Annotated in this window: 19 protein-coding genes and 1 riboswitch; of the genes, 9 read left to right on the top strand and 10 right to left on the bottom strand. The window is 51.8% G+C overall.

Annotation, left to right across the window (positions count from 1 at the left end; all coding sequences use genetic code 11):
- Positions 1-551 precede the first annotated feature (551 nt).
- A complete protein-coding gene (msrA, locus tag SE18_RS07665; RefSeq protein ID WP_054533845.1) occupies positions 552-1,094 on the bottom strand; it encodes a peptide-methionine (S)-S-oxide reductase MsrA in 543 nt (180 codons plus the stop codon).
- 191 nt (positions 1,095-1,285) lie between these two features.
- Positions 1,286-1,398: riboswitch (SAM riboswitch) on the top strand.
- Between the two features lie 67 nt (positions 1,399-1,465).
- Between msrA and SE18_RS07660 the strand changes: the two genes are divergently transcribed.
- The 8 genes from SE18_RS07660 (at position 1,466) to SE18_RS07625 (ending at position 9,278) form a co-directional block, all read left to right on the top strand.
- Positions 1,466-2,170, top strand: coding sequence for a phosphoadenylyl-sulfate reductase (locus tag SE18_RS07660; RefSeq protein ID WP_083469775.1), 705 nt, complete (start codon positions 1,466-1,468; stop codon positions 2,168-2,170).
- Between the two features lie 97 nt (positions 2,171-2,267).
- Positions 2,268-3,419 (top strand): sulfate adenylyltransferase, encoded by a 1,152-nt coding sequence (gene sat / locus SE18_RS07655; RefSeq protein ID WP_054533844.1) that lies wholly within the window; start codon positions 2,268-2,270, stop codon positions 3,417-3,419.
- 74 nt (positions 3,420-3,493) lie between these two features.
- Positions 3,494-4,048, top strand: coding sequence for an adenylyl-sulfate kinase (gene cysC / locus SE18_RS07650; RefSeq protein WP_054533843.1), 555 nt, complete (start codon positions 3,494-3,496; stop codon positions 4,046-4,048).
- Positions 4,045-5,706, top strand: a complete 1,662-nt coding sequence (locus SE18_RS07645; RefSeq protein WP_054533842.1) for a nitrite/sulfite reductase — start codon at positions 4,045-4,047, stop codon at positions 5,704-5,706. Before cysC ends, SE18_RS07645 begins: the two co-directional genes overlap by 4 nt.
- A 492-nt stretch (positions 5,707-6,198) precedes the next feature.
- A complete protein-coding gene (locus SE18_RS07640; protein ID WP_054533841.1) occupies positions 6,199-6,798 on the top strand; it encodes a precorrin-2 dehydrogenase/sirohydrochlorin ferrochelatase family protein in 600 nt (199 codons plus the stop codon).
- Complete coding sequence (gene cobA, locus SE18_RS07635; RefSeq protein ID WP_054533840.1) at positions 6,795-7,586, top strand: uroporphyrinogen-III C-methyltransferase; 792 nt, start codon at positions 6,795-6,797, stop codon at positions 7,584-7,586. Before SE18_RS07640 ends, cobA begins: the two co-directional genes overlap by 4 nt.
- Positions 7,587-7,774: 188 nt before the next feature.
- On the top strand, positions 7,775-8,662 hold the full coding sequence (locus SE18_RS07630) for a diacylglycerol/lipid kinase family protein (RefSeq protein ID WP_054533839.1): 888 nt from the start codon (positions 7,775-7,777) through the stop codon (positions 8,660-8,662).
- A gap of 10 nt (positions 8,663-8,672) precedes the next feature.
- The gene (locus SE18_RS07625; protein ID WP_054533838.1) at positions 8,673-9,278 is read left to right on the top strand and encodes a glycerol-3-phosphate acyltransferase; all 606 of its coding nucleotides are present in this window, start codon (positions 8,673-8,675) and stop codon (positions 9,276-9,278) included.
- Between the two features lie 95 nt (positions 9,279-9,373).
- Here SE18_RS07625 and SE18_RS07620 read toward each other — a convergent pair whose 3' ends face one another.
- The 5 genes from SE18_RS07620 to SE18_RS07600 all read right to left on the bottom strand — a co-directional run bounded on the left by SE18_RS07620 (position 9,374) and on the right by SE18_RS07600 (position 15,832).
- Entirely contained in the window at positions 9,374-10,765 is a 1,392-nt protein-coding gene (locus SE18_RS07620; protein ID WP_054533837.1) for a TolB-like translocation protein, read from the bottom strand.
- Between the two features lie 24 nt (positions 10,766-10,789).
- The gene (locus SE18_RS07615) at positions 10,790-12,133 is read right to left on the bottom strand and encodes a glycosyltransferase family 4 protein (protein ID WP_201783478.1); all 1,344 of its coding nucleotides are present in this window, start codon (positions 12,131-12,133) and stop codon (positions 10,790-10,792) included.
- Positions 12,073-13,242: a glycosyltransferase family 4 protein gene (locus tag SE18_RS07610; protein ID WP_054533850.1), complete on the bottom strand. Its 1,170-nt coding sequence runs from the start codon at positions 13,240-13,242 to the stop codon at positions 12,073-12,075. The genes SE18_RS07615 and SE18_RS07610 overlap by 61 nt, the downstream gene beginning before the upstream one ends.
- A 254-nt stretch (positions 13,243-13,496) precedes the next feature.
- Entirely contained in the window at positions 13,497-15,101 is a 1,605-nt protein-coding gene (locus SE18_RS07605; RefSeq protein WP_054533836.1) for a CTP synthase, read from the bottom strand.
- Between the two features lie 281 nt (positions 15,102-15,382).
- Positions 15,383-15,832, bottom strand: a complete 450-nt coding sequence (locus SE18_RS07600) for a MarR family winged helix-turn-helix transcriptional regulator (RefSeq protein WP_054533835.1) — start codon at positions 15,830-15,832, stop codon at positions 15,383-15,385.
- 124 nt (positions 15,833-15,956) lie between these two features.
- On the opposite strand from SE18_RS07600, the gene SE18_RS07595 reads away from it, so the two are divergent.
- Entirely contained in the window at positions 15,957-16,376 is a 420-nt protein-coding gene (locus SE18_RS07595) for an organic hydroperoxide resistance protein (protein WP_054533834.1), read from the top strand.
- A gap of 136 nt (positions 16,377-16,512) precedes the next feature.
- Here SE18_RS07595 and SE18_RS07590 read toward each other — a convergent pair whose 3' ends face one another.
- From SE18_RS07590 to SE18_RS07575, 4 genes are read right to left on the bottom strand one after another with little or no spacing between them, the layout of a single operon-like run.
- The gene (locus SE18_RS07590; protein WP_054533833.1) at positions 16,513-17,325 is read right to left on the bottom strand and encodes an IucA/IucC family C-terminal-domain containing protein; all 813 of its coding nucleotides are present in this window, start codon (positions 17,323-17,325) and stop codon (positions 16,513-16,515) included.
- Positions 17,326-17,352: 27 nt separating this feature from the next.
- Positions 17,353-18,408 carry an ABC transporter substrate-binding protein gene (locus tag SE18_RS07585; RefSeq protein WP_054533832.1) on the bottom strand — a complete coding sequence of 352 codons (1,056 nt, stop codon included), beginning with the start codon at positions 18,406-18,408 and terminating at the stop codon, positions 17,353-17,355.
- A gap of 59 nt (positions 18,409-18,467) precedes the next feature.
- Positions 18,468-19,562 (bottom strand): ABC transporter substrate-binding protein, encoded by a 1,095-nt coding sequence (locus tag SE18_RS07580; RefSeq protein ID WP_054533831.1) that lies wholly within the window; start codon positions 19,560-19,562, stop codon positions 18,468-18,470.
- An 18-nt stretch (positions 19,563-19,580) separates the two neighbouring features.
- A complete protein-coding gene (locus tag SE18_RS07575; protein WP_054533830.1) occupies positions 19,581-20,408 on the bottom strand; it encodes an ABC transporter ATP-binding protein in 828 nt (275 codons plus the stop codon).
- Positions 20,409-20,415: the final 7 nt, after the last annotated feature.

Genomic DNA, 20,415 nt, shown 5'->3' with positions numbered 1-20,415 from the left:
GCCTGAGGATTCTACCACAGCCGCCAATCCTTGTCAAATCGAGCGCTGCGGGCGATTTTCTCAGTTGTGAGTGTCCTGTCTGGCGAACCAGACGCTTCGTTGACAGCCCGGGGATTCTACCGCAGATTGGCGGCGTTGTCAAATGCCACATTCCTGATCCACGCGCGCATGAACGGACGGAACCGCGAAGGGCACGAAGACCGCGAAGGGATCGGGGCGAGGGGCTATAGGTTTTTTGCCTATACGCTGGCCCCTCGCCCCTGCCCCCCGATCCCTCATATGTTGTATGTTCTATGTGTAATGGTTCATCACGTTAACCACCATCGTTCTTTTCCACCCTTCCGTCCCGCCAGCGGGAAACGCAGGGGGCTTTAATCCCCCTGCACCCCCTCAAGGGCACGACGCGACCAAACGCCATCCATTGATGAACCTGCGGATGCGTGGTGGACAGCGAAAACCAACCCTCGATGGGGGTGGATTGCGGCAATACACTGGTTGCCAACGCAATGAACCAATCCAGCTATGTTCTCTGCTCTCTGTTCTGAGTTCCTTTATGATTTGCGTTGCTTGCTAAATTCTTTGCGAAATTTTTGGACTTTGGGTGACACCACCGCCATACAATAGGGCTGGAATGGGTGATGAGCAAAATATTCTTGGTGATAATCCTCGGCCTCATAGTAATTATTAATTGGCGTAACTTCGGTCACAATCGGGTCGGGCCATTGACCACTCGCGTTCAAATTGGCAATCGCTTGTTCTGCCAGCACCTTTTGCTCACCATCGTGATAAAAAATGACTGAGCGATACTGTGGCCCTACATCATTACCTTGGCGGTTCAATGTTGTTGGGTTATGGGTGGCAAAAAAGACATCCAAGATTTGGCTAAAATTGAGCACGCTTGGATCATAGGTTAAGCGCACAACTTCTGCATGGCCCGTTTTTTTACCACAAACCTCTTCATAGGTTGGGTTAGCAACATGGCCACCAGCATACCCCGATTCAACACTAATAATTCCTTGAAGGTCATCAAATACGGCCTCAGTACACCAAAAACAACCATTACCAAGCGTTGCTTGGGCATATTGTTGAGTCATTTAGTTAACTATCCTTTGCTATCACAGCTCCTAGCTAGAGAGCTAGACAGAATAAAATTTCCCACTAGAAAGGCCTAAATCGTCCGTTATTAAGTATACTCCAATTCTTGACGAAAATACACTAGAATAATTCTTGACTTTGTTTATCAAGTATGTTATATTCCTCGCAGCTTAACAATCTATACCCGTTGCACTCATCCAGAGGAGCGGAGGGATCGGCCCGACGAAGCTCCAGCAACCATCCTTAACCTGATCAGTTAAGTATAAGGTGCTAATTCCGACAGTGATGTCTGACAGATGAGCAGTAGTGTGTGACAGCAATGCCACGATCCCTGCTCCTCATCTGCCCAATATACAGATGAGGTTTTTTTATGGTCATGCACGCAACTCTGCCAAGCCGCGAGGCGCTAACAGCCCTCGATACACAATTAACTAGCCAAACTCCACAAGCAATTGTGCGGTGGGCGATCGATCACTATTTTCCAAACCTCGCCCTGACGTGCTCGTTTGGTGGCTCTTCTGGCATGGTGTTGCTCGATATGGCGCTCAAAATCGAGCCAAATCTGCCAGTGTTGGTGCTTGATACTGGCTTGCTCTTCAGCGAAACCTATGCCTTGGTTGAGCAAATCGAAAAGCACTACGGAATTACGGTGCAATATTCGCGCCCAACCCAAACCGTGGCCGAACAAGCTGCAACCCACGGCCCAGAGCTTTGGGGCACGAATCCCGATTTGTGCTGCAAGCTGCGGAAGGTCGAGCCACTCAAAAATGTGCTTGCGCCATACGACGCGTGGCTCACCGCGCTGCGCCGCGACCAAAGCAGCACTCGCGCCAATACGCCGGTGGTTTCTTGGAACGACAAACATCAATTGGTTAAAATTTGCCCCCTAGCCTTGTGGACTGAACGCGATATCTGGCGTTACATTCATGCCAATGGTGTGCCATATAATCCATTGCTTGACCAAGGTTATACCAGCCTCGGATGTCATACTTGTACAAGCCACCCTGTGAACGGTGACCCACGCAGCGGACGCTGGGCTGGCTTTAATAAAACCGAGTGTGGACTCCATATCTAAGTTTCAAGCTTTCGTTATGTTATGTGTAATCAATGCTGATTATCATAAAGTCACTACTTTATGGTAGCTATTATTCTATGTTCGAGGGTGTGCTTCAATGGCTGTTTCATCATTAATTTTGCCTCACGGCGGCACGTTGGTCAATCGGATTCCTACTGGTTTGCTGCGCGAAAACTTGTTGCAATCGGCCCAAGAGTTGCCGCAGATTGTGCTCGACGAACCACATCGCGCTGATCTCTTAATGCTTGGGATTGGCTCGTACAGCCCCTTAACTGGTTTCTTGAATCGCCACGACTATAAGACGGTCGTTGAAACTATGCACCTCAAAAATGGCTTACCTTGGTCGATTCCCATCACCTTGCCAATCAGCGAAGACCAAGCCTACGATTTGGTGCTTGATCAGCCAGTGGCCTTAACCGACGAGCAAGGCACAATTTTGGCAGTGCTCGAAGTTGAAGATATTTTCCCCGTCGATGTTGAATACGAAGCCCAACATGTGTATCGCACAACCGAAGGCACACACCCAGGCGTTGCGCGCTTGTATGCGGCACCCCGCTGGCGAGTTGGCGGCTCGATTTGGTTGTTGCAGGTTGAACAAGGCGCGTTTCCACACTTGCCACGCACACCCCAAGAAGTTCGTCAATCGATTAGCGACGCTGGCTGGCGCACGGTTGTTGGTTTCCAAACCCGCAATCCTGTGCATCGTGCCCACGAATATATTCAAAAATGTGCCTTAGAAGTTGTTGATGGCTTGTTATTGCACCCCTTGGTTGGCACTACCAAGAGCGATGATGTTCCTGCTCCAGCTCGCGTGCGTTCCTACGAGCGCTTGCTGCGGGAATATTATCCCGCTAATCGAGTGTTGCTTGGCGTTTTCCCTGCGCCAATGCGCTATGCAGGCCCACGCGAAGCGATTTTCCACGCCTTGAATCGCAAAAACTATGGCTGCACCCACTTTATCGTTGGCCGCGATCACGCTGGGGTTGGCAATTATTACGGCACCTACGATGCGCAAGCGATTTTCAGCGAGTTTGATCCTGCTGCCTTGGGCATTACGCCATTGTTCTTTGAACATACCTTCTACTGCCAACGCTGTGGCGCGATGGCCTCGGCCAAAACCTGCCCTCACTCCCACGAACACCACGTTATTTTGAGTGGCACTGCCGTGCGCGCGCTCTTGTCACGCGGCGAATTGCCACCACCAGAGTTCAGCCGCCGCGAAGTTATCGAAGAACTGATCGCTGCTTGAGCTAGAGAACATAGAACATAGAGCATAGAACATAAAATAGACAGTTCTGTGCTCTCACAACAAGGAATTTGTGTATGAGCCAAGGTTATATTATTTGGTTTACCGGATTATCAGGCGCAGGCAAATCGACGATAGCTGCGGCATTGGCTGAAGTGCTACGCGAACGCGATCAACGAGTTGAAGTGCTTGACGGCGATGTAGTGCGCACCCATTTGAGCAAAGGCTTGGGCTTCTCCAAAGAAGATCGCGATACTAATGTACGCCGGATTGGCTGGGTTTGTGATTTAGTTGCGCGCCATGGCGGAGTGGCAATTGCCGCCGCTATCTCGCCCTATCGCCAAACTCGCGAGGAAATTCGCGCCAGCACCGCCCGTTTTGTCGAAGTCTATATCGATTGTCCCTTGGAAGTGTGCATCGACCGCGATGTTAAGGGCTTGTATGCCAAAGCCTTGGCTGGCGAAATTCCCCATTTCACTGGAGTTTCCGACCCATACGAACCACCAACCAACCCTGAGGTGGTGATTCCAAGCCATGCCGAAGCGCTCGATGCCAGTGTTGCTCGCATTATCAACAAACTTGAAGAACTTGGCTATCTACTGACGGTTGCCGCCGTTGAGGAGGTCGCATGACTGCTACAACCCAAAAACTTAACCCTGTAGAACTACAAAAACTCGAAAAAGATGGCTTGGCGGTGCTCGACGATATTTATCGCTACGCCCAAAGCGGCGATATTAATAACGTAACCGAAAGCGATATGAACCGTTTCAAATGGTATGGTTTGTATCACGATAAGCCCAAAGATGGCTTTTTTATGTTGCGAGTGCGCTTGCCAGGCGGCATTATGACTGCCGATCAGGCTGATGCAATCGTACACTTGGCTGAAACTGTCGCTCCAGGGCGGGTCGAAATCACCACCCGCCAAACCTTCCAATTGCATACGATTGCCCTGCGCGATATTCCAACCGTGTTTCAGACCTTGGAAAGCGTTGGCCTTTCGTCAATTGAGGCTTGTGGCGATGTGCCACGCAACGTCGTGAGTAGCCCAGTTGCAGGCATTGCCGCGGATGAATGGCTCGATCCACGGCCATTTTTCAAGGCACTCGACGAGCATTTTGCTTATAACAGCGATTACTCCAACTTGCCGCGCAAATATAAAATTTCGGTCGCTGGCGGCGGCCTCGACGCAACCCAAGCTCCAATCAACGACTTGGCCTTTACCCCAGGCCGCAAAGAAATTGATGGCGAAAGTGTGCTGGGCTATAACGTTTGGGTTGGTGGCGGGCTTTCGCACGAGCCGTATCTGGCGCAGAATATTGATGTTTTTGTGCCTGCCGATCCTGAATTGGTGGTTGAAGTAGCGCGTGCAGTAACCTTGGTTTATCGTGATTTTGGCTACCGCGAAAAGCGCAACCATGCACGGCTCAAATATCTGATTGCCGATTGGGGCGCAGAACGCTTCCGCGAAGAGGTCGAGCGCTATCTTGGCCATACCTTGGAACGAGCGGCAACCGATGTGCCGCCAGCAGTCTATAGCGGCGATGTGGTTGGCGTGTTTCGCCAAAAACAGCCAAATCTGTATTGGGTTGGCTTGCTTGTGCCAACTGGCCGCATTACGCCAGCCCAAATTCGCGAGGCTGCCCGTTTATCACGCGAATATGGCCAAAGCGAAATTCGCCTGACCCACAGCCAAAACTTGCTACTGCCCTACATTCCCGAAGCTCGCTTGGAGGCCTTGCTGGCCGAGCCGTTATTGCAAGAATTACAGCCAAATGGGCCGCGGATTCAACGCACGGTGGTGGCTTGTACTGGTTTGCCCTACTGCAACTTTGCCACGATCGAAACCAAAGAAGCTGCATGGCAATTGGCCGGAGCTTTGGATAGCAGAGTTGAGCTTGATGTGCCGTTGCGCATCCATCTTTCAGCCTGCCCACACTCGTGCAGCCAACATAGCATCGCCGATATTGGCTTGCAGGGCGGCGTTATTCGCAACCCAGATGGCAGCAAAAACAAGTTACCAGCAGCCGATATTTTGCTTGGTGGCGCCTTGGGCGACGATGCAACAATTGCCCGCCGCGTCGCAACCAAAGTACCTTGGTCGGAGCTAGCCGAGCGTTTGGGCAACTTGGTAACGACCTACCAAGCCCAACGCACCAGCCCCGAAGACCAGTTTCGGCATTGGGCCAAGCGCCAAAGCGACGAGCAATTGCGCGACTATCTCGGCTTTGGCCAGCCAGAAACTGAAGAAGGCGTTTGGACTGAAGAAGGCTCGTGGAATAAAAGCCGCTAGGATGCAGGATGCAGGATGAGGGATGAGGGATGAGGGATGAAATAGAGAACATAGAACATAGAACATAGAGCAGAGGGGGCGGGGCGAGGCGCACTACCAATCCGCAAGTTCATCAGCAACGCTTGCGTACCGCAAAATGTCCTTGAGGGGGTACAGGGGGATTAAAGCCCCCTGTGTCTCCCGCTGGCGAGACGGAAGGGTGGAAAACCGCAGGATGAAGGATGAGGGATAAAAGATGAAGATTGATCGGTTTATCAATGGATGCGGTTCAGCCATCAATTGCCCTTATGCTGGTTAACAACCTTGCAAGTGATGGCTCGGGGTGAGGGCCGCTCATCATGGCGCAAATTCAATAGAAAATAGTTGCTTTATGGCTTCGCAAAAGCGCAATGTTGTTTATACTAGGCTTGCCCACATGATCTGCAATGTTGCTTTTGCCCAACCACCGCTGTTTGGCGCTGCTGTTGCTTCAGCGGCTCAAGGCTGATCGTTATGTATCCAATAGTGTTGACCAATTTAGCCCAACAACGCTGTGTTGTGGTTGGCGGTGGCACGGTAGCTGAGCGCAAAGTTGCAGGCTTAATTGCAGGCGGCGCAACGCCAATCGTTATCAGCCCCGACCTCACAACCCAACTTCAGCACTGGCAAGCCAACGGCCAAATTCAGCACCTTGCCCGTGAATACCAAACTGGTGATTGTGATCAGGCGTTTTTGGTTGTTGCCGCAACCAATCAGCGCTCAATCAACCAGCAAATCGCCCAAGAATGCCACAACCACCCAATCCTCCTCAATATCGCCGATGCTGCTGAAGAGGGTAATTTCATCACAACCGCAAGCCATCGCCAAGGCTCATTGTTGTTTAGCGTCAGTAGCAGCGGGGCTAGCCCAGCCTTGAGCCGCTATCTACGCCAACAGCTGAGCAGCTATTTTGATCAACGCTATGCCACGCTGGCCGATGTTGTCGCAAGCCAACGCAGCCAACTTGCCAGCCTCAGCAGCGCCGAACGCGAGCGCTATTTTGATCAATTGCTCGCTGCATTAGCTGAAGAGCCAACCACGAGACCCAATCACTTGCCAACGGAGGATCTATGACACGCGAAGGCTTTGTTTCATTAGTTGGAGCTGGCCCAGGCTCCGCCGATTTAATCACGGTCAAAGGCTTACGCCGTTTGCAAAGTGCCGATGTGATCGTATTCGATGCCCTAGTTTTGCCCGAATTATTGGCCGAAGCTCGCAGCGATGCCGAATTAATTCCGGCTGGCAAGCGCGGCGGCCAACATTCTGCCAGCCAAGATTGGATTAACGCAACCTTGATTGAGCATGCCCAACGCGGCAAATTAGTCGTGCGGCTCAAAGGCGGCGATCCATTCGTGTTTGGGCGGGGCGGTGAGGAAGCAGCAGCGCTCAGCGCCGCCGGAATTGCATGGGAAGTTGTGCCAGGCATTTCTTCAGCGATTGCCGCCCCTGCCTATGCTGGCATTCCAGTCACCCATCGCGACGTTGCTTCATCGGTGGTATTTGTAACTGGCCACGAAGATCCCACCAAGCCAACCAGCCGCATCAATTGGCAGGCTTTGGCCCAAGGCGTTGATACCTTGGTCTTTTTGATGGGGATCTCGCGGATTACCCACACAGTTGCCAGCTTGATTGCCAATGGGCGGCCAGCCGATACCCCAACCGCAGTAATTCGTTGGGGTACGACTGAGCAGCAAAAAACCGTGGTCGCGCCGCTTGATCAGATTGAGGCCGCAGTTAAAGCCGCTGGCATTAGCGCACCAGCAATTTTGATTGTAGGCGAAGTCGTGGCGCTACGCGAACAACTCAACTGGTTTGAATCGACGGTGCTCGAAATGCCCGAAGTTGTGCGCGCATTTGCGTAGCGAGAGCATAGAGCAAAGAACATAGAACATAGTTTCAACCGCGAAGAACGCGAAGGTCACGAAACTTAGTTTTCGCGTTCTTCGTGTTCTTCGTGGTTAAATCTCATCCTGCATCGCTAACAATTAGCCCCTTTTCAAAACACCCCTGCTATAATGCTGCTAGCACCCACATGACGAGGAGCATCATTATGTCAAAACTGCGGCTAGCAGTCATTTTGAATCCCCATTCCAATCGCCAACGAGCAGCTCAGCAAGCGCCTCACATTATGGCAATGTTGCGCCATTTTGGGCTTGAAGCAAGTTTATTTAAGACCACTCACGTTGGTCATGCCACGAGTTTAGCCCAACAGTGCGTTGCCGAAGGCAGGTGGGATGGCATCATTGCTGCTGGCGGCGATGGCACGATCAACGAAATTGTGAATGGCATGGCTGGCTCGCAACTGCCGCTCAGCTTTGTGCCGCTTGGCACGGGCAACGATTTTGTCAAAATGCTCAAATTACCAAGCAATAGCATTGTTGAGGCAATTCGTTCGATTGCCAATAATCAACTACGCCAGATCGATCTGGGCATGATTAATCAGCATTGGTTTATCAATGGCGTGGGTATTGGCTTGGATGCGAATGTGGCAATTGAGGCCCAAAAACTCAAACGGATCAAAGGTGGCTTGGTCTATATCATTGCGGTGCTTAAATCGATTTTGCGCTACGAAGCCCGCGATCTGCTGATTGAAACCGACGATTTAACTCTGCAACAACGGATCAACATGGCGACGGTTGGCAATGGTGGCTATCATGGCGGTGGCTTTTGGGTCACACCTGCGGCCAAAATTGATGATGGCTTGCTCGATGTGTGCCTAACTGGCGAGCAATCGCGCTGGTCGATGGTGCGCGATTCAACTCGGGTGCGTCAAGGCAGCCATGGCAATTTACCAAGTGTGACAATGCTCAAAACCCGCACCTTTAAGCTCTATAGCGAGCGGGGCGTACCCGTTCATGTCGATGGCGAAGTGTTTAGTGCCAACCTGAACGAGATCAGCATCAGCATTCAGCCAGCAGCATTGACAATTCGGGTGTAGAGGGTTTGTTATGCAAATTATATTATTGGGCATTTTAGGCTATTTAATTGGCGGAATCCCCTTCGCTGTGCCAGTAGTGCGCTGGCTGAGCGGCCACGATGTGCGTGCGACTGGCTCGGGCAATGTGGGGGCGCGCAACTCGTTGCGAGTGGCTGGGGCTAGGGCTGGCGTGTTAGTTTTAGTCCTCGATGCGCTGAAAGCAGCAATTCCTATGCTGGTAACTGATGCGCTATTTGCCAACACATTGGCAGTTGCAGTAGTTGGAGTGGCTGCGGTTTTGGGCCATTGCTACTCGCCCTATTTATTGCTGCGCAGTTTTGCAACCCCATGGCAACATTGGCGGCACTGGATGCTGCTTGTCGGCGGCCAAGGTTTAGCTACCGGGCTAGGCGTGATTAGCGTGTTCACACCAATTTTGGCTTTGCCACTTTTAGCTGTAGGCGCATTTTTTGCCTTGGTGCTGAAGCGTAGCAGTTGGGCAGCCCTGGTGATGATCAGCGCTGCCCCAATCGCAGCCTATCTGCTTGGCTATCCAGATGTTATTTGGCTCAGCATTACAGCATGTGCCATCGTCATCCTCACCAAGCTTTGGCAAGATTATCCATTTAAAGATTGATATTTAACCACGAAGAATACGAAGGACACGAAGGGCGAGAGCTAATGATTATAATAATCGCTGATCCCTCGCCCTTGAACCCTGACCCCTACCTACTAGCGCCCCCAATCGATGCTACCTTCTGCATCGACATTTTGAATCAACGTGGTGCTAAGTTTGGTTTTGGGATCGTACAGTTGAATCGTGCCACTGCCACCTGGGGTGCACGCATAGCCATCATTAGCACACACCACCAAGGCCAAAATTTCGCCAGCAGGTGCCCAAGTAGCTTGCGAAACAAACTCGGTGCCATATTCCACCAAAGCTGAAACCTCAATCGCTGAGCCAATATAATCGGCAACTTGGGGTTGATTGCCAGTACTCATCACATTCAACATTGGGCTACCTTTGGCTCCGAGTGAGATATAGGCAGCGCCATCGCCGCGCAAGGTTGGCCGCACGCTAGCACTTTGTACATCCATCGCCAAACCAATCGGCTTTGTGCCACCATTAATCGGATCGATCTCTTCAAGCGTGCTGAAATCGATCAAGATCCGATAGCCAATAAAGCCAAAGCTATACAACCTGCTGCCATCGCGATTCCAGAACGGCGCATAGAAAATCCGCCGTGGATCAGGGAAAGCGGCGTTTTGCACTGGCGCGCTGACCGGAGTCCAGCCATTTTGACCTTGGCGTCCAACGAGGCCAACCGTGTTGAAGCCTTCGTTAATATCGCCAATTGTTGGCGACACATAAGCCAGGCGTTTGCCATCTGGCGACCATGCTGGTTGGCAGCCTTGGGCAAGGGTTGTGCTGGTATTGCTGTTCAAATCGACCACGATCAATTGGCTATCATTGGCACATGCCAAGGGATAGCGATTGTCGGTGCTCCCGCTGACCACTGCCAAGGCCGTGCTATCTGGTGCCCAACGCGGCGCTTCGTTAACATTGGTGGTCAAGGCTTGGGCATTTTCACCATCACGATCGGCCACAAACAAGGTGCGATTAGCCAAATAGGCGATTTTGGTGCCATTTGGCGAAACCCGCGCCAACTCGCCACGTTCAGCAACTAATTGTTCGGTTTTGAGCTTAACATCGTAGCTCCACAAGCCACCAGCCCGCTCAAAATAGATCCAGCCGCTGTTGGCGCTTGGTGGCGCTGGGGTTGCGGTTGGTTCGGGCGTTGGGGTTGCGGTTGGCAAGGGAGTCTCGGTTGGCGTTGGGCTTTCCAAGGGTGTTGCGGTTGGCAACGGCGTGACCGTAATTGGGCCAAGATTGAGGGTTGGGGTTGCCTGCACAGCGCTTGAGCGGGTTGGCGTTGGCGCGCCAGGCTCAGCGGTTACGGTTGCTGTGGCAGTTGGGCGTTGCAGCGCTTGGTTTACTAAAGCAATAGCCGTTGCAGTTTGTTGACGTAAATTCGGGGTAACGGTGAGATTAACAGTTGCTGGCGTTGCGCTACATCCTCCGAGGATTAGCGCCAAGAGCAACCAAGAAACCAATCGACGCATACGCCTTTTCTCCTACACAGTAACTTAGTCGTACCCAGTCAGCGCTCGCTGCGCGTGCTGAGTCAATAATGTCCAATAGAGTTGCTCAATCTGGGCAACAACCACCGGCGCGGCCAATCTGGTTTGCGCGGTTTGGTGGGCAGCTTGGCCTAATTGTTTGGCTCGCTGCGGGTTTGCCAGCAATTCTGCCGCTAATCGACCAAGTTGTTGGGCTGAGTGAGCCAAGTAGCCGTTATAGCCATGAGTAATCAGATCTGGCGTGCCGCCCGTGGCCATTGCCACAATGGGCATGCCAACTGCACATGCCTCCAGCAAAACTCGACTCAGCGGCTCGCCCCAGGTTGAGGGAAAGAGCAACAATTTGGCCCCCGCCATCAGGCGCAAAACCTCGTCATGCTCAACCCAATCCAGTGCCAGCACCTCAACACCTTGAGCTTGAATTGCTGCCACGAGAGCTGGATTCTGGCCACCAGCAATCACTAAGGTTGTATTGCCACCAGCAGCGCGCATGCTTGCCATGATTTCAGGCAGCAAATAGGCACCTTTGTTGCTGGCCAATTTGCCAGTGAACAACACATACGGTTGATTAATGGTCGTTTGGGCAGGTGTTGCTAGCACTTTGGCAATCGCAGGCAGATTAACCATATTTGGGATAGGCCATAGTTTTTCGGGCGCAATCAGCGGGCTAAGCCGCTGCGTAATGTAAGCGCTCAACGAAATGACTGCATCGCAGGCCTGCAAAAGCTGTCGGCGCCAACGCATATGGGCCTGAACATAGGGCATAGCCAACAACGAGAGCGCTCCCAACAAAGGCTTGCGTCGCGCCAGCAAATCAGTCGCGGTTGCCGCCCAACCAAACTTGTCTAAGGGAACATTATCGCCATGTAAGTTGGTGCCAAAATAATGGTTTGGCCAATGATCGCGCACCGTTGCCACCACAGGCAGATTAAGCTGTTGCCCGGCAAGCACTGCTGCGCCAATGCCTTGGACGTGCTGACCATGGATAATCACATGTTCGCGTTGATCGCCAATAGTTTCGACAATTGCTTGAGCAAATTGCGGCCAGAACAATTCAAAGCGCGACCAATTAGCCACAAACGGCAAGCGTGAAGGTTGATAGCCAACCTCAATCACAGGCACGCCTGCCTCAACCCGTCGTTGTAAGCCGCGAAGCCCAGCTTTGGGAACCAAAGCAGTTACCTGATGGCCGCGTTCGAGCAACGCCAGTGCTAAGGCATGGCTGCTCCAGCCTGCGCCACCAGTTCGCGGCGGAAACACATCGCTTGGCAAAAGCACATGCAGCGGTTTCAGCGCTGGGTGATCATCGTTTGTAGAATTTGCTTCAAGGCTTGGCAATGTTGCTCCCATGAATAATGTTCAACCACACGTTGGCGAGCATTTTGGCCCCATTGTTGGCGTTGCGGGTCGTTGGCAACTGCCTGCATTACCCGCGCAAGATCGGCAATATTGCCTGCTTCAAACAACCCGCCTTCCTGCTGTGGTCGAATAATCGTATCCAACGGCGGAATGTTTGCCGTCACCACGGGCAAGCCTGCGGCCATATATTCGTAAATTTTCAGCGGCGACCAAAAGAAACCTGCTGCTTGCAAAGCCGGATGGCGCACCGGATTGAATGGCGCAACCCCAACGCTCGCTTGAGCCAATAAGCCAGGCACACGTTCATGAGCCACGGCGCCAGCCCACTCAAAATGTTCAGCATAGGGCGCTGCGAGTCGTTGCGCTTCTGCTTGTTCAGGGCCGCTGCCAATTAATAAAAATTTCGCCGTGCTGCCTTGCTGAATCAAACGAATTGCCGCTTGAATAAAATCAGTCACGCCATGCCAATGCCGAAACGAGCCAAGAAACACAAACACTGGCTGAGCTGGAGGCTTGGTTTGGGAGCTGAATGCCTGCACATTCGCGCCCCATGGCAATTCAACAATTCGGCTGCGCTCGATTTCTGGCGGCACCGTTGTATGGAGCGGAGTTACAATTTTGCTGCTATGCCGACATTGCCACGCAGCCCAACGCCGCATTGGCCCAGAACTGCCAGGTAAAAGCCAGCTCAAAGCATCGTCTAGTTGGCGTTTGCGCACCTGTGGCGGGTCAACAATTAAGGCATTAACTTCCAACAAGGTTGGAATCTTTTGGCGAGCCGCCGCCAAAATGCCTGCGCCAGCAAAGTTGTAATAGCGCTCCATCACTGCATCGGGCTGCAACTCGCGGACTAAGCGCGCAATCGCTGGATAGCCCAACAAACTTAAGGGCTTCGGCAAATCGGCTTCATACCACGTAATTGAGCCAGTTTGACGCTTGGGCAATTGCCATGGCTTGCGCCGTTGGCCTTGGGCTGGGCGCGTCACCACATGCATTTCCACGCCAAGTTGGGCTAGCCCTTGGGCGACTTCGGTTGTATGAATTGCGCCACCAAACGCGCCAGGCACCCGAATACCACTGGCGATATATAAGACTTTCACAGGCAATCCCTACAGTTTGTCGTTCAAGCTTTATTATAGCTGCAAACGCCCAGCATAGAACAAAGAATATAGGGGCTGGGGATCAGGGATCAGGATGTTTGGCTATTGACTATTGATTTTTGATTTCAGCTACGTTAAATTAAAAAAGATAGAGATCGAGCTACCACAAAGCCCGATCCCCATCAACCAACAACCGATCTCCAATCATCTCGGCTCTCGTTTTGACTTCTGACTTTTGCCCTTTGATTTCGCGCTTATTCTGCGGTTTGCTCTAAGGCAGCTTGCACAAAATCGCGGAATAATGGATGTGGATTATTTGGCCGCGATTTGAATTCAGGGTGGAATTGCGAAGCCACAAACCATGGATGGTCGCGCAACTCAACAATCTCGACCAAACGGCCATCAGGCGAGTGCCCGCTAATCACAAAGCCTGCTGCTTCCATGGCTTTGCGATATTTGTTGTTAAATTCAAAACGATGGCGATGGCGTTCCAGCGCCAATTCACGCCCATAGGCTTTGGCTGCTTTGCTGCCTGGCGCTAAAATACAGGGGTACACGCCCAACCGCATCGTGCCGCCCTTGTCGCTAATATCCAATTGATCAGGCATAAAGTCGATCACCGGTAGCTTGGTATTAGGATTAAACTCGGTTGAGTTGGCATCGGGAGCATTTAATGCAAAGCGTGCAAATTCAATCGTGGCGCATTGCATACCCAAGCACAAGCCCAAGAAGGGAATCTTGTTTTCGCGGGCATAACGCACAGCGCGAATTTTGCCCTCAACGCCGCGATAGCCAAAGCCGCCAGGCACGATAATGCCTTGCACATCGCCAAGCATCGTCACTGGATCGGCAACTTCGAGTTCTTCCGATGAGACCCATTTGATCGCAACCTGAATATCTTGGGCCCAACCAGCATGACGCACCGATTCGGCAACGCTCATATAGGCATCGCGCAATTCAACATATTTGCCAACGATTGCCACGGTTGTATGGCGTTTTGGTTGTTTGATACGGGCAACCAACGAGCGCCATTCATCGAGCTGCACTGGCTGCGCAGCCAAGGCCAAGCGTTCACAAATTAAAGCGCCTAAGCCTGCTTCTTCCAAAACCAACGGCACTTCGTAGATCGTTTCGACGGTTGGCAGGGCTACCACAGCTTCGGTGGGCAAATCAGCAAATAGCGCGATTTTCTCGCGAATTTCATCATCAACTGGCAAATCGGAGCGACAAAGCACGACCGCTGGCGAGATGCCGACGCGGCGCAATTCGGCAATTGAGTGTTGGGTTGGCTTGGTTTTGAGTTCGCCGCTGGCTTGCAAATAGGGCAGCAACGTGACGTGAATATAGATCACATTATCGCGGCCTACATCTTTTTTCATTTGGCGAATTGCTTCGAGGAATGGCAAGCTTTCAATATCGCCAACCGTGCCGCCAATTTCCACAATCACCACATCGGCGCTAGTATTTTTGGCCACCAAAGCCACGCGGCTCTTAATTTCGTTGGTAATATGCGGAATAACCTGAATCGTGCCGCCGAGGAAATCGCCACGGCGCTCTTTTTGAATCACTGAAGAATAAATTTGACCGGTTGTGATGTTATTAACGCGGGACAAATTTTCATCAATAAAGCGTTCGTAATGGCCCAAGTCGAGGTCGGTTTCGGCACCATCTTCGGTCACAAAGACCTCACCATGTTGGTAGGGCGACATTGTGCCGGGGTCAACATTGATATATGGATCAAGTTTCTGAATTGAAACGCTAATACCACGACTTTTCAGCAAACGGCCCAGCGAGGCCACGGTGATCCCTTTGCCCACCGATGATGCTACGCCACCCGTTACGAAAATATACTTCGTCATTGACTGTGCTCCGCGTTAAATAAAAAATCCGCACTGAATACATCAGTACGGGCCTTGATTATACCATAGATGGGTTGATTGTAGATTGTGGCTTAAATGAAAGCTACCAAGTTTAAGTTTAAGGTTTCATCAATTTAAATCGATCACCACCCCTCCGCCCCGCCGTTAGGCGGGGAACGCAGGGGGTTTTCATCCCCCCGCACCCCCTAAAGGGCAATTTGTGCATTGTAATCGGACTAAAAGCTAGCCAGAATTATTCTTTTGACGCGAATTGCTTAATCTTAATCAGGGTTATTGGCCTCAACCGAAGCCATTACTTGGTGCAGCAAGCGTTTAAGCTCAAAATAATCGCTCGCAGTGAGGCCGAGTGCCTTAAAAATCGAGGCTGGGACGTTGCTAGCCTGTTGGCGCAAAGCCCGCCCAGCATCGGTTAATTGAATTTCAACTTCACGTTCATCGCTGGCGCGGCGTTGGCGCTGCAAAAAGCCAGCACTTTCTAGTCGTTTGAGCAATGGCGAAAGCGTCCCCGAATCAAGCTGAAGCTGCTCACCAAGCTGCTTGACGGTTTGGGCTTCGTGCTGCCACAACACCAACATCACCAAATATTGCGGGTAGGTCAAACCCAACGCCTCTAAAAGTGGCCGATACGCCTTGTTAATTGCGCGTGAGGCCGCGTACACATCGAAGCACAATTGCAGCTCCAACAATAAGCCTTGGTCTGCCAAATTCATCGTCGGCCTCCTGTGTTTTACATAGCAGCACCGTAGCATGAAAATTAGCTCTTGACAAATTGAATTGCGCACAATATAATTGCTATAAATATAAATTCATTATGTTTGTAAGGAGATTTAGATTATGGCACTTAAAACCTTATATACGACCACGATGACTGCAAGCGGTGGACGCGCTGGCCAAGTAACCGCACCTGATGGCAGCTTGACCCTCGATTTAGCAGCGCCCAAGGAATTAGGCGGGCCTGGTGGGGCGACCAACCCTGAGCAATTGTTTGCTGCTGGCTATGCTGCCTGCTTCCATAGCGCCTTGAGCTTGGTTGCCAAACATGCCAAAGCCGATGCTAGCGATTCAAGCGTGACTGGCACGGTCAGCCTTGGCGCAAATGCCCAAGGTGGCTATGGTTTGGCCGTAACCTTGACCGTTGATTTGCCCAAGGTCGAGCGCGAAACTGCCTTGGCGTTGGTCGAAAAAGCGCATACCGTTTGCCCTTATAGCAACGCAACTCGTGGCAATATCGACGTTGAATTGATCGTAAAATAACCAGCAATCACAACTAATACAGCATAGATTTAACGCAGCGGCGCAGAGAATAGTTTTTTCTCTGCGCTGTTGCGTTAATCGCAATAGGATGATTTTCGAGTATAAACAACCTTAGGCTTGCAGAACGTACAAATCTTTAGTTGCTTAACCCCGTGATGCGTTGCAAGCGCTCAGCAGCGGGTAATAATGGGCAATCGTTACAGTTTTGGCCGCCCTCAACTTGATAGTACAAGCAACAACCACCACGCTGCAGGAACGTTGCACATTGATCACTGGCCGTATTCAGCTTCATATAGCCAGTTTTGCTGGCCTTCATAGCAGAACCTTTGGCGCCAACGAAGGCCAAGCCTTCTGCACAGGCAACATCAACTTGCTCAAGGCGCTGGCCAACCCGCAAGAAAATGCCTGCACAGCGATCAGCAATAATGTTCCATTGGGCACGTTGGCCTAAGCCTGATTGCTCAGCGACCAATTGCACTACCGGAACCAGATGCTGCTCGAATTGCTGGCGTAATTGTTCGCGCAGGCTAGCTTTATCTGCAAGCACAGTCACTCCAGCGTGGGTTTGATCAGCTGCTAAGCCGAAAAAACGCTGCGAGCCAAAGGCGACTGTGGCCTGATTACCATTGGCGTTGCTGGGGAAACGCGCCAATACATTTGAGCGATCCATGTCGGGAATTCGTTGATCGATCAATAAACTAGCAATCGCCGCCCCAGCCAAATACCAAACATATGAACTAATAAAGAACGAACCTGCCAGCCGACGCTTGGTCAGTTTGCGAGCTTCGGCAAAGCTTTCAAGAATGCTGCTCAGCACCGCTGGATCGGTCAATGCTGTAGCCGAGACCCAATCTGGCTCGTTTGGTTCGACAATCTGCGCAACTAAGTATTGATCCAAGGTCGCGGCGCGTTCGAAGCTTTGGGCAAGTGGGCTACGTTCTACATGCATAATCATATCCTCGATGAATCGCTAGGTTTATTGCTTGGTCAAGCTCTTGACAACGCGTTGGGCCAGCACTTCTGCTGATAAAGGGCCACCAAAGAACCAAACATCGCCACCCAATGGATAGGCTTGGCCCTTCTTCACAAAATCAAGGCTATCCCAAAATGGTTTGATCGTCCCGCTAGCAAATGGGTTGTCATCATCGGCCACAACATACATAAAATGCACGTCGCCCAGCCCAGCCAAGACTTCGCTGCTTACGGTCGAGAAGCCATAGACTTGGAAGCTGCTGTCAGTCCAGGCATTTTTAAGGCCAGTTTTAGCGATCAATTTGGCAATCATCGAGTTGTCGGTAAACAAGCGAATTTCGGCGGCGCTGTTTGAGGTGTAGGCTTGCGCCAACACATAGGGAGCATTTTCAAAGCCTGCTGCGGCCAAGGTTTGTTTGGCTTCGGCGTAGGTTTGCTCCATCTTGGCCAACACAGCCTTGGCTTCATCGGTCTTGCCTAGCACATCGGCAATCGTGTTAAAGGTTTCGATCATTTCAGTGTATTGATCGCCTGATTCAGGATAGGGATTGAAGACCAAGGTAGGGGCAATGGCGCTATATTGAGCATAGTTCTTTTCAGCATCATATTTAAGCGCAATAATCAGATCAGGCTTGATTGCAGCAATCGTTTCGAGGTTGGCCTCGCCACGGGTGCCAACATCAACCGCAGCTGGGCCTAATTCAACGGGAACATCGACCCATTTGTTGTAGCCTTCGATGTCGGCAACCCCAGCTGGTTGCACGCCCAAAGCCAAAAGATTTTCCACATAGACCCATTCGAGCACAACAACCTTTTGGGGCACGCCAGTGATCGTGGTTTCGCCCATCACGTGCTTGATCGTGCGCGTGCCAGTAGCATCAGCTGGAGCAGTTGTTGCTTCAGCAGCAGCTTCGGTGGCAGCAACAGTTGCTTCGGGCGCAGTCGTCGCGGTTGCGGCGGCAGCGGTGGTTGGGGCAGTTGTAGGGGCTTGGGTTGCTGCCGATGAACCACAGGCAGCCAAAATGCTGACCAAGCCAATTAATGCCAAAAATCGTTGCATTGTTGTATCTATTCCTGCTGGCAGCTTGCAATTCTCAAACGGCCAGCGCTAAATCAGGCTTATTTGCTTTCCGACAAGAGTGCTTCGGTGACCCGTTGAGCAAAGACTTCGGCGGCAATAGGGCCACCAAACGTCCAGGTTTGGCTATCCAAGATGTGGGCCTTGCCAGCTTTGACAAACTCTAGGCTATCCCAGTAGGGCTTGATCGCAGCACTTTGGAAGGGATCGTTATTTTCTTCGGTAATGTAGAGCATGTGAATATCGCTGAACTGAGCCAAGGCTTCAGTGCCAACCGACGAGAAGCCCCAAACTTGATAGGTTGGGTCTGACCAAGCGTTTTTCAAGCCCAAACGTTTGACAATTTCCATCACCGCGGCGTTGTCGGTAAACAAACGCACTTCGGCAGCGTTGTTGCTGGCGTAGGTTTGAGCAACCAAGACCTTGGCATCAGCCAAACCAGCAGCAGCCAACTGTTCTTTGGAATCAGCAAAGGTTTGTTCCATCTTGGCCAACACTTGCGCGCCTTCAGTTTCTTTGCCCAAAACGGCGGCAATTGTGCTGAAGGTTGTGGTCATTTCATCGTATGGATGGCCTTCACCCTCTTTCAAGTAGGGATTGAACATCATGGTTGGCGCGATTGCATTCAATTGATCGTAGATTGTTTCGCCGCGCAACGAGCCAACCAAAATCAGGTCTGGCTTCAATGCAGCAATCGTTTCAAAATCTGGCGAAGGATTTGCCCCAATTGAAACTACGCTCGAATCAATCGTCAGCGGCAAATCGACCCACTCAGGATAATTTTCCAAATCGATAGCGCCAACTGGTTGCACACCCAAGGCTACAACATCTTCCAAATACATCCAATCAAGGGCAATCACCCGCTGGGGAACATTGGGAATGCTGATTTCGCCCAACGCATGACTGAAGGTGCGGGTGCCACTGATGGCAGTTGTATCGCTAGCAGCGGTGGCAGTTGGTTGAGCCACAGCGGCTTCGGTTGGCGCAGTTGTTGCGGTCGCGGCGGCGCTGGCCTCGGTTGGAGCCGTCGTCGCGGTCGCTGAAGGGGCGCTGGTTGGGGTGCTAGCTGCACCGCCACAGGCTGCTAACACCGTCAATAGCAAGCCACAAGAGAGTAAACGAGTAAAACGAACCATTGAAAGTTACTCCTAGGGTTAAGCGCGGCTGCCAACAGCATCCGCATATAGGGTATCTGTAGGTTCCGCAGCACACAGACCATACGGAATGCACAATGGCACACCGCTGCGCGGATCAGGGATAACTTCAGCTTCGATGCCAAATACAGCGCGTAATAACGACGGTGTAATTACCTCGCGCGGCGATCCGGCGGCTTGCACAACGCCAGCCCGCAGCGCAATCACATGATCAGCATGGCGCGTGGCATGGTTCAAATCATGCACTACCATCACAATCGTGCGGCCTGATTGGCGATTAAGCTGTTCTAAAAGCTGTAAGACTTCAACTTGATGGGCCAAATCCAAAAAGGTCGTTGGCTCGTCAAGCAGGATAATATCGGTTTCTTGGGCAAGGGTCATAGCGATCCATGCGCGTTGGCGTTGGCCGCCAGAAAGCGCATCGACCGCCCGATCAGCCAATTCGACCATGTTGGTAATTTCAAGCGCCGAGCGCACGGCTTGCTCATCTGCCGCCGACCATTGTTGAAACCAGCGCTGATGCGGATAGCGACCTTGGGCCACCAACTCACGCACAGTCAAGCCTTCAGGCGCAACCGGATTTTGCGGCAAAATACCGAGTTGGGTTGCCAATTGGCGGGTCGGGATGCGTTGCACATCGTGGCCATCAAGCACAACTGCGCCATGCTTGGGCTTGATCAAACGGGCCAAACCACGTAACAAGGTCGATTTGCCACAGCCATTGGGGCCAATCAAAGCGGTAATCTGCCCAGCAGGCAGCGTGATCGACAACTGATCGAGAATGTTGGGGCCATCGTAGCCCAAGGTTAATGTATCGGTTGCTAACATCACGTCC

Origin of the sequence: Herpetosiphon geysericola, from assembly GCF_001306135.1 — a bacterium.
Taxonomy (GTDB): domain Bacteria; phylum Chloroflexota; class Chloroflexia; order Chloroflexales; family Herpetosiphonaceae; genus Herpetosiphon; species Herpetosiphon geysericola.
This window is presented reverse-complemented; position numbering and strand designations above follow the sequence as displayed.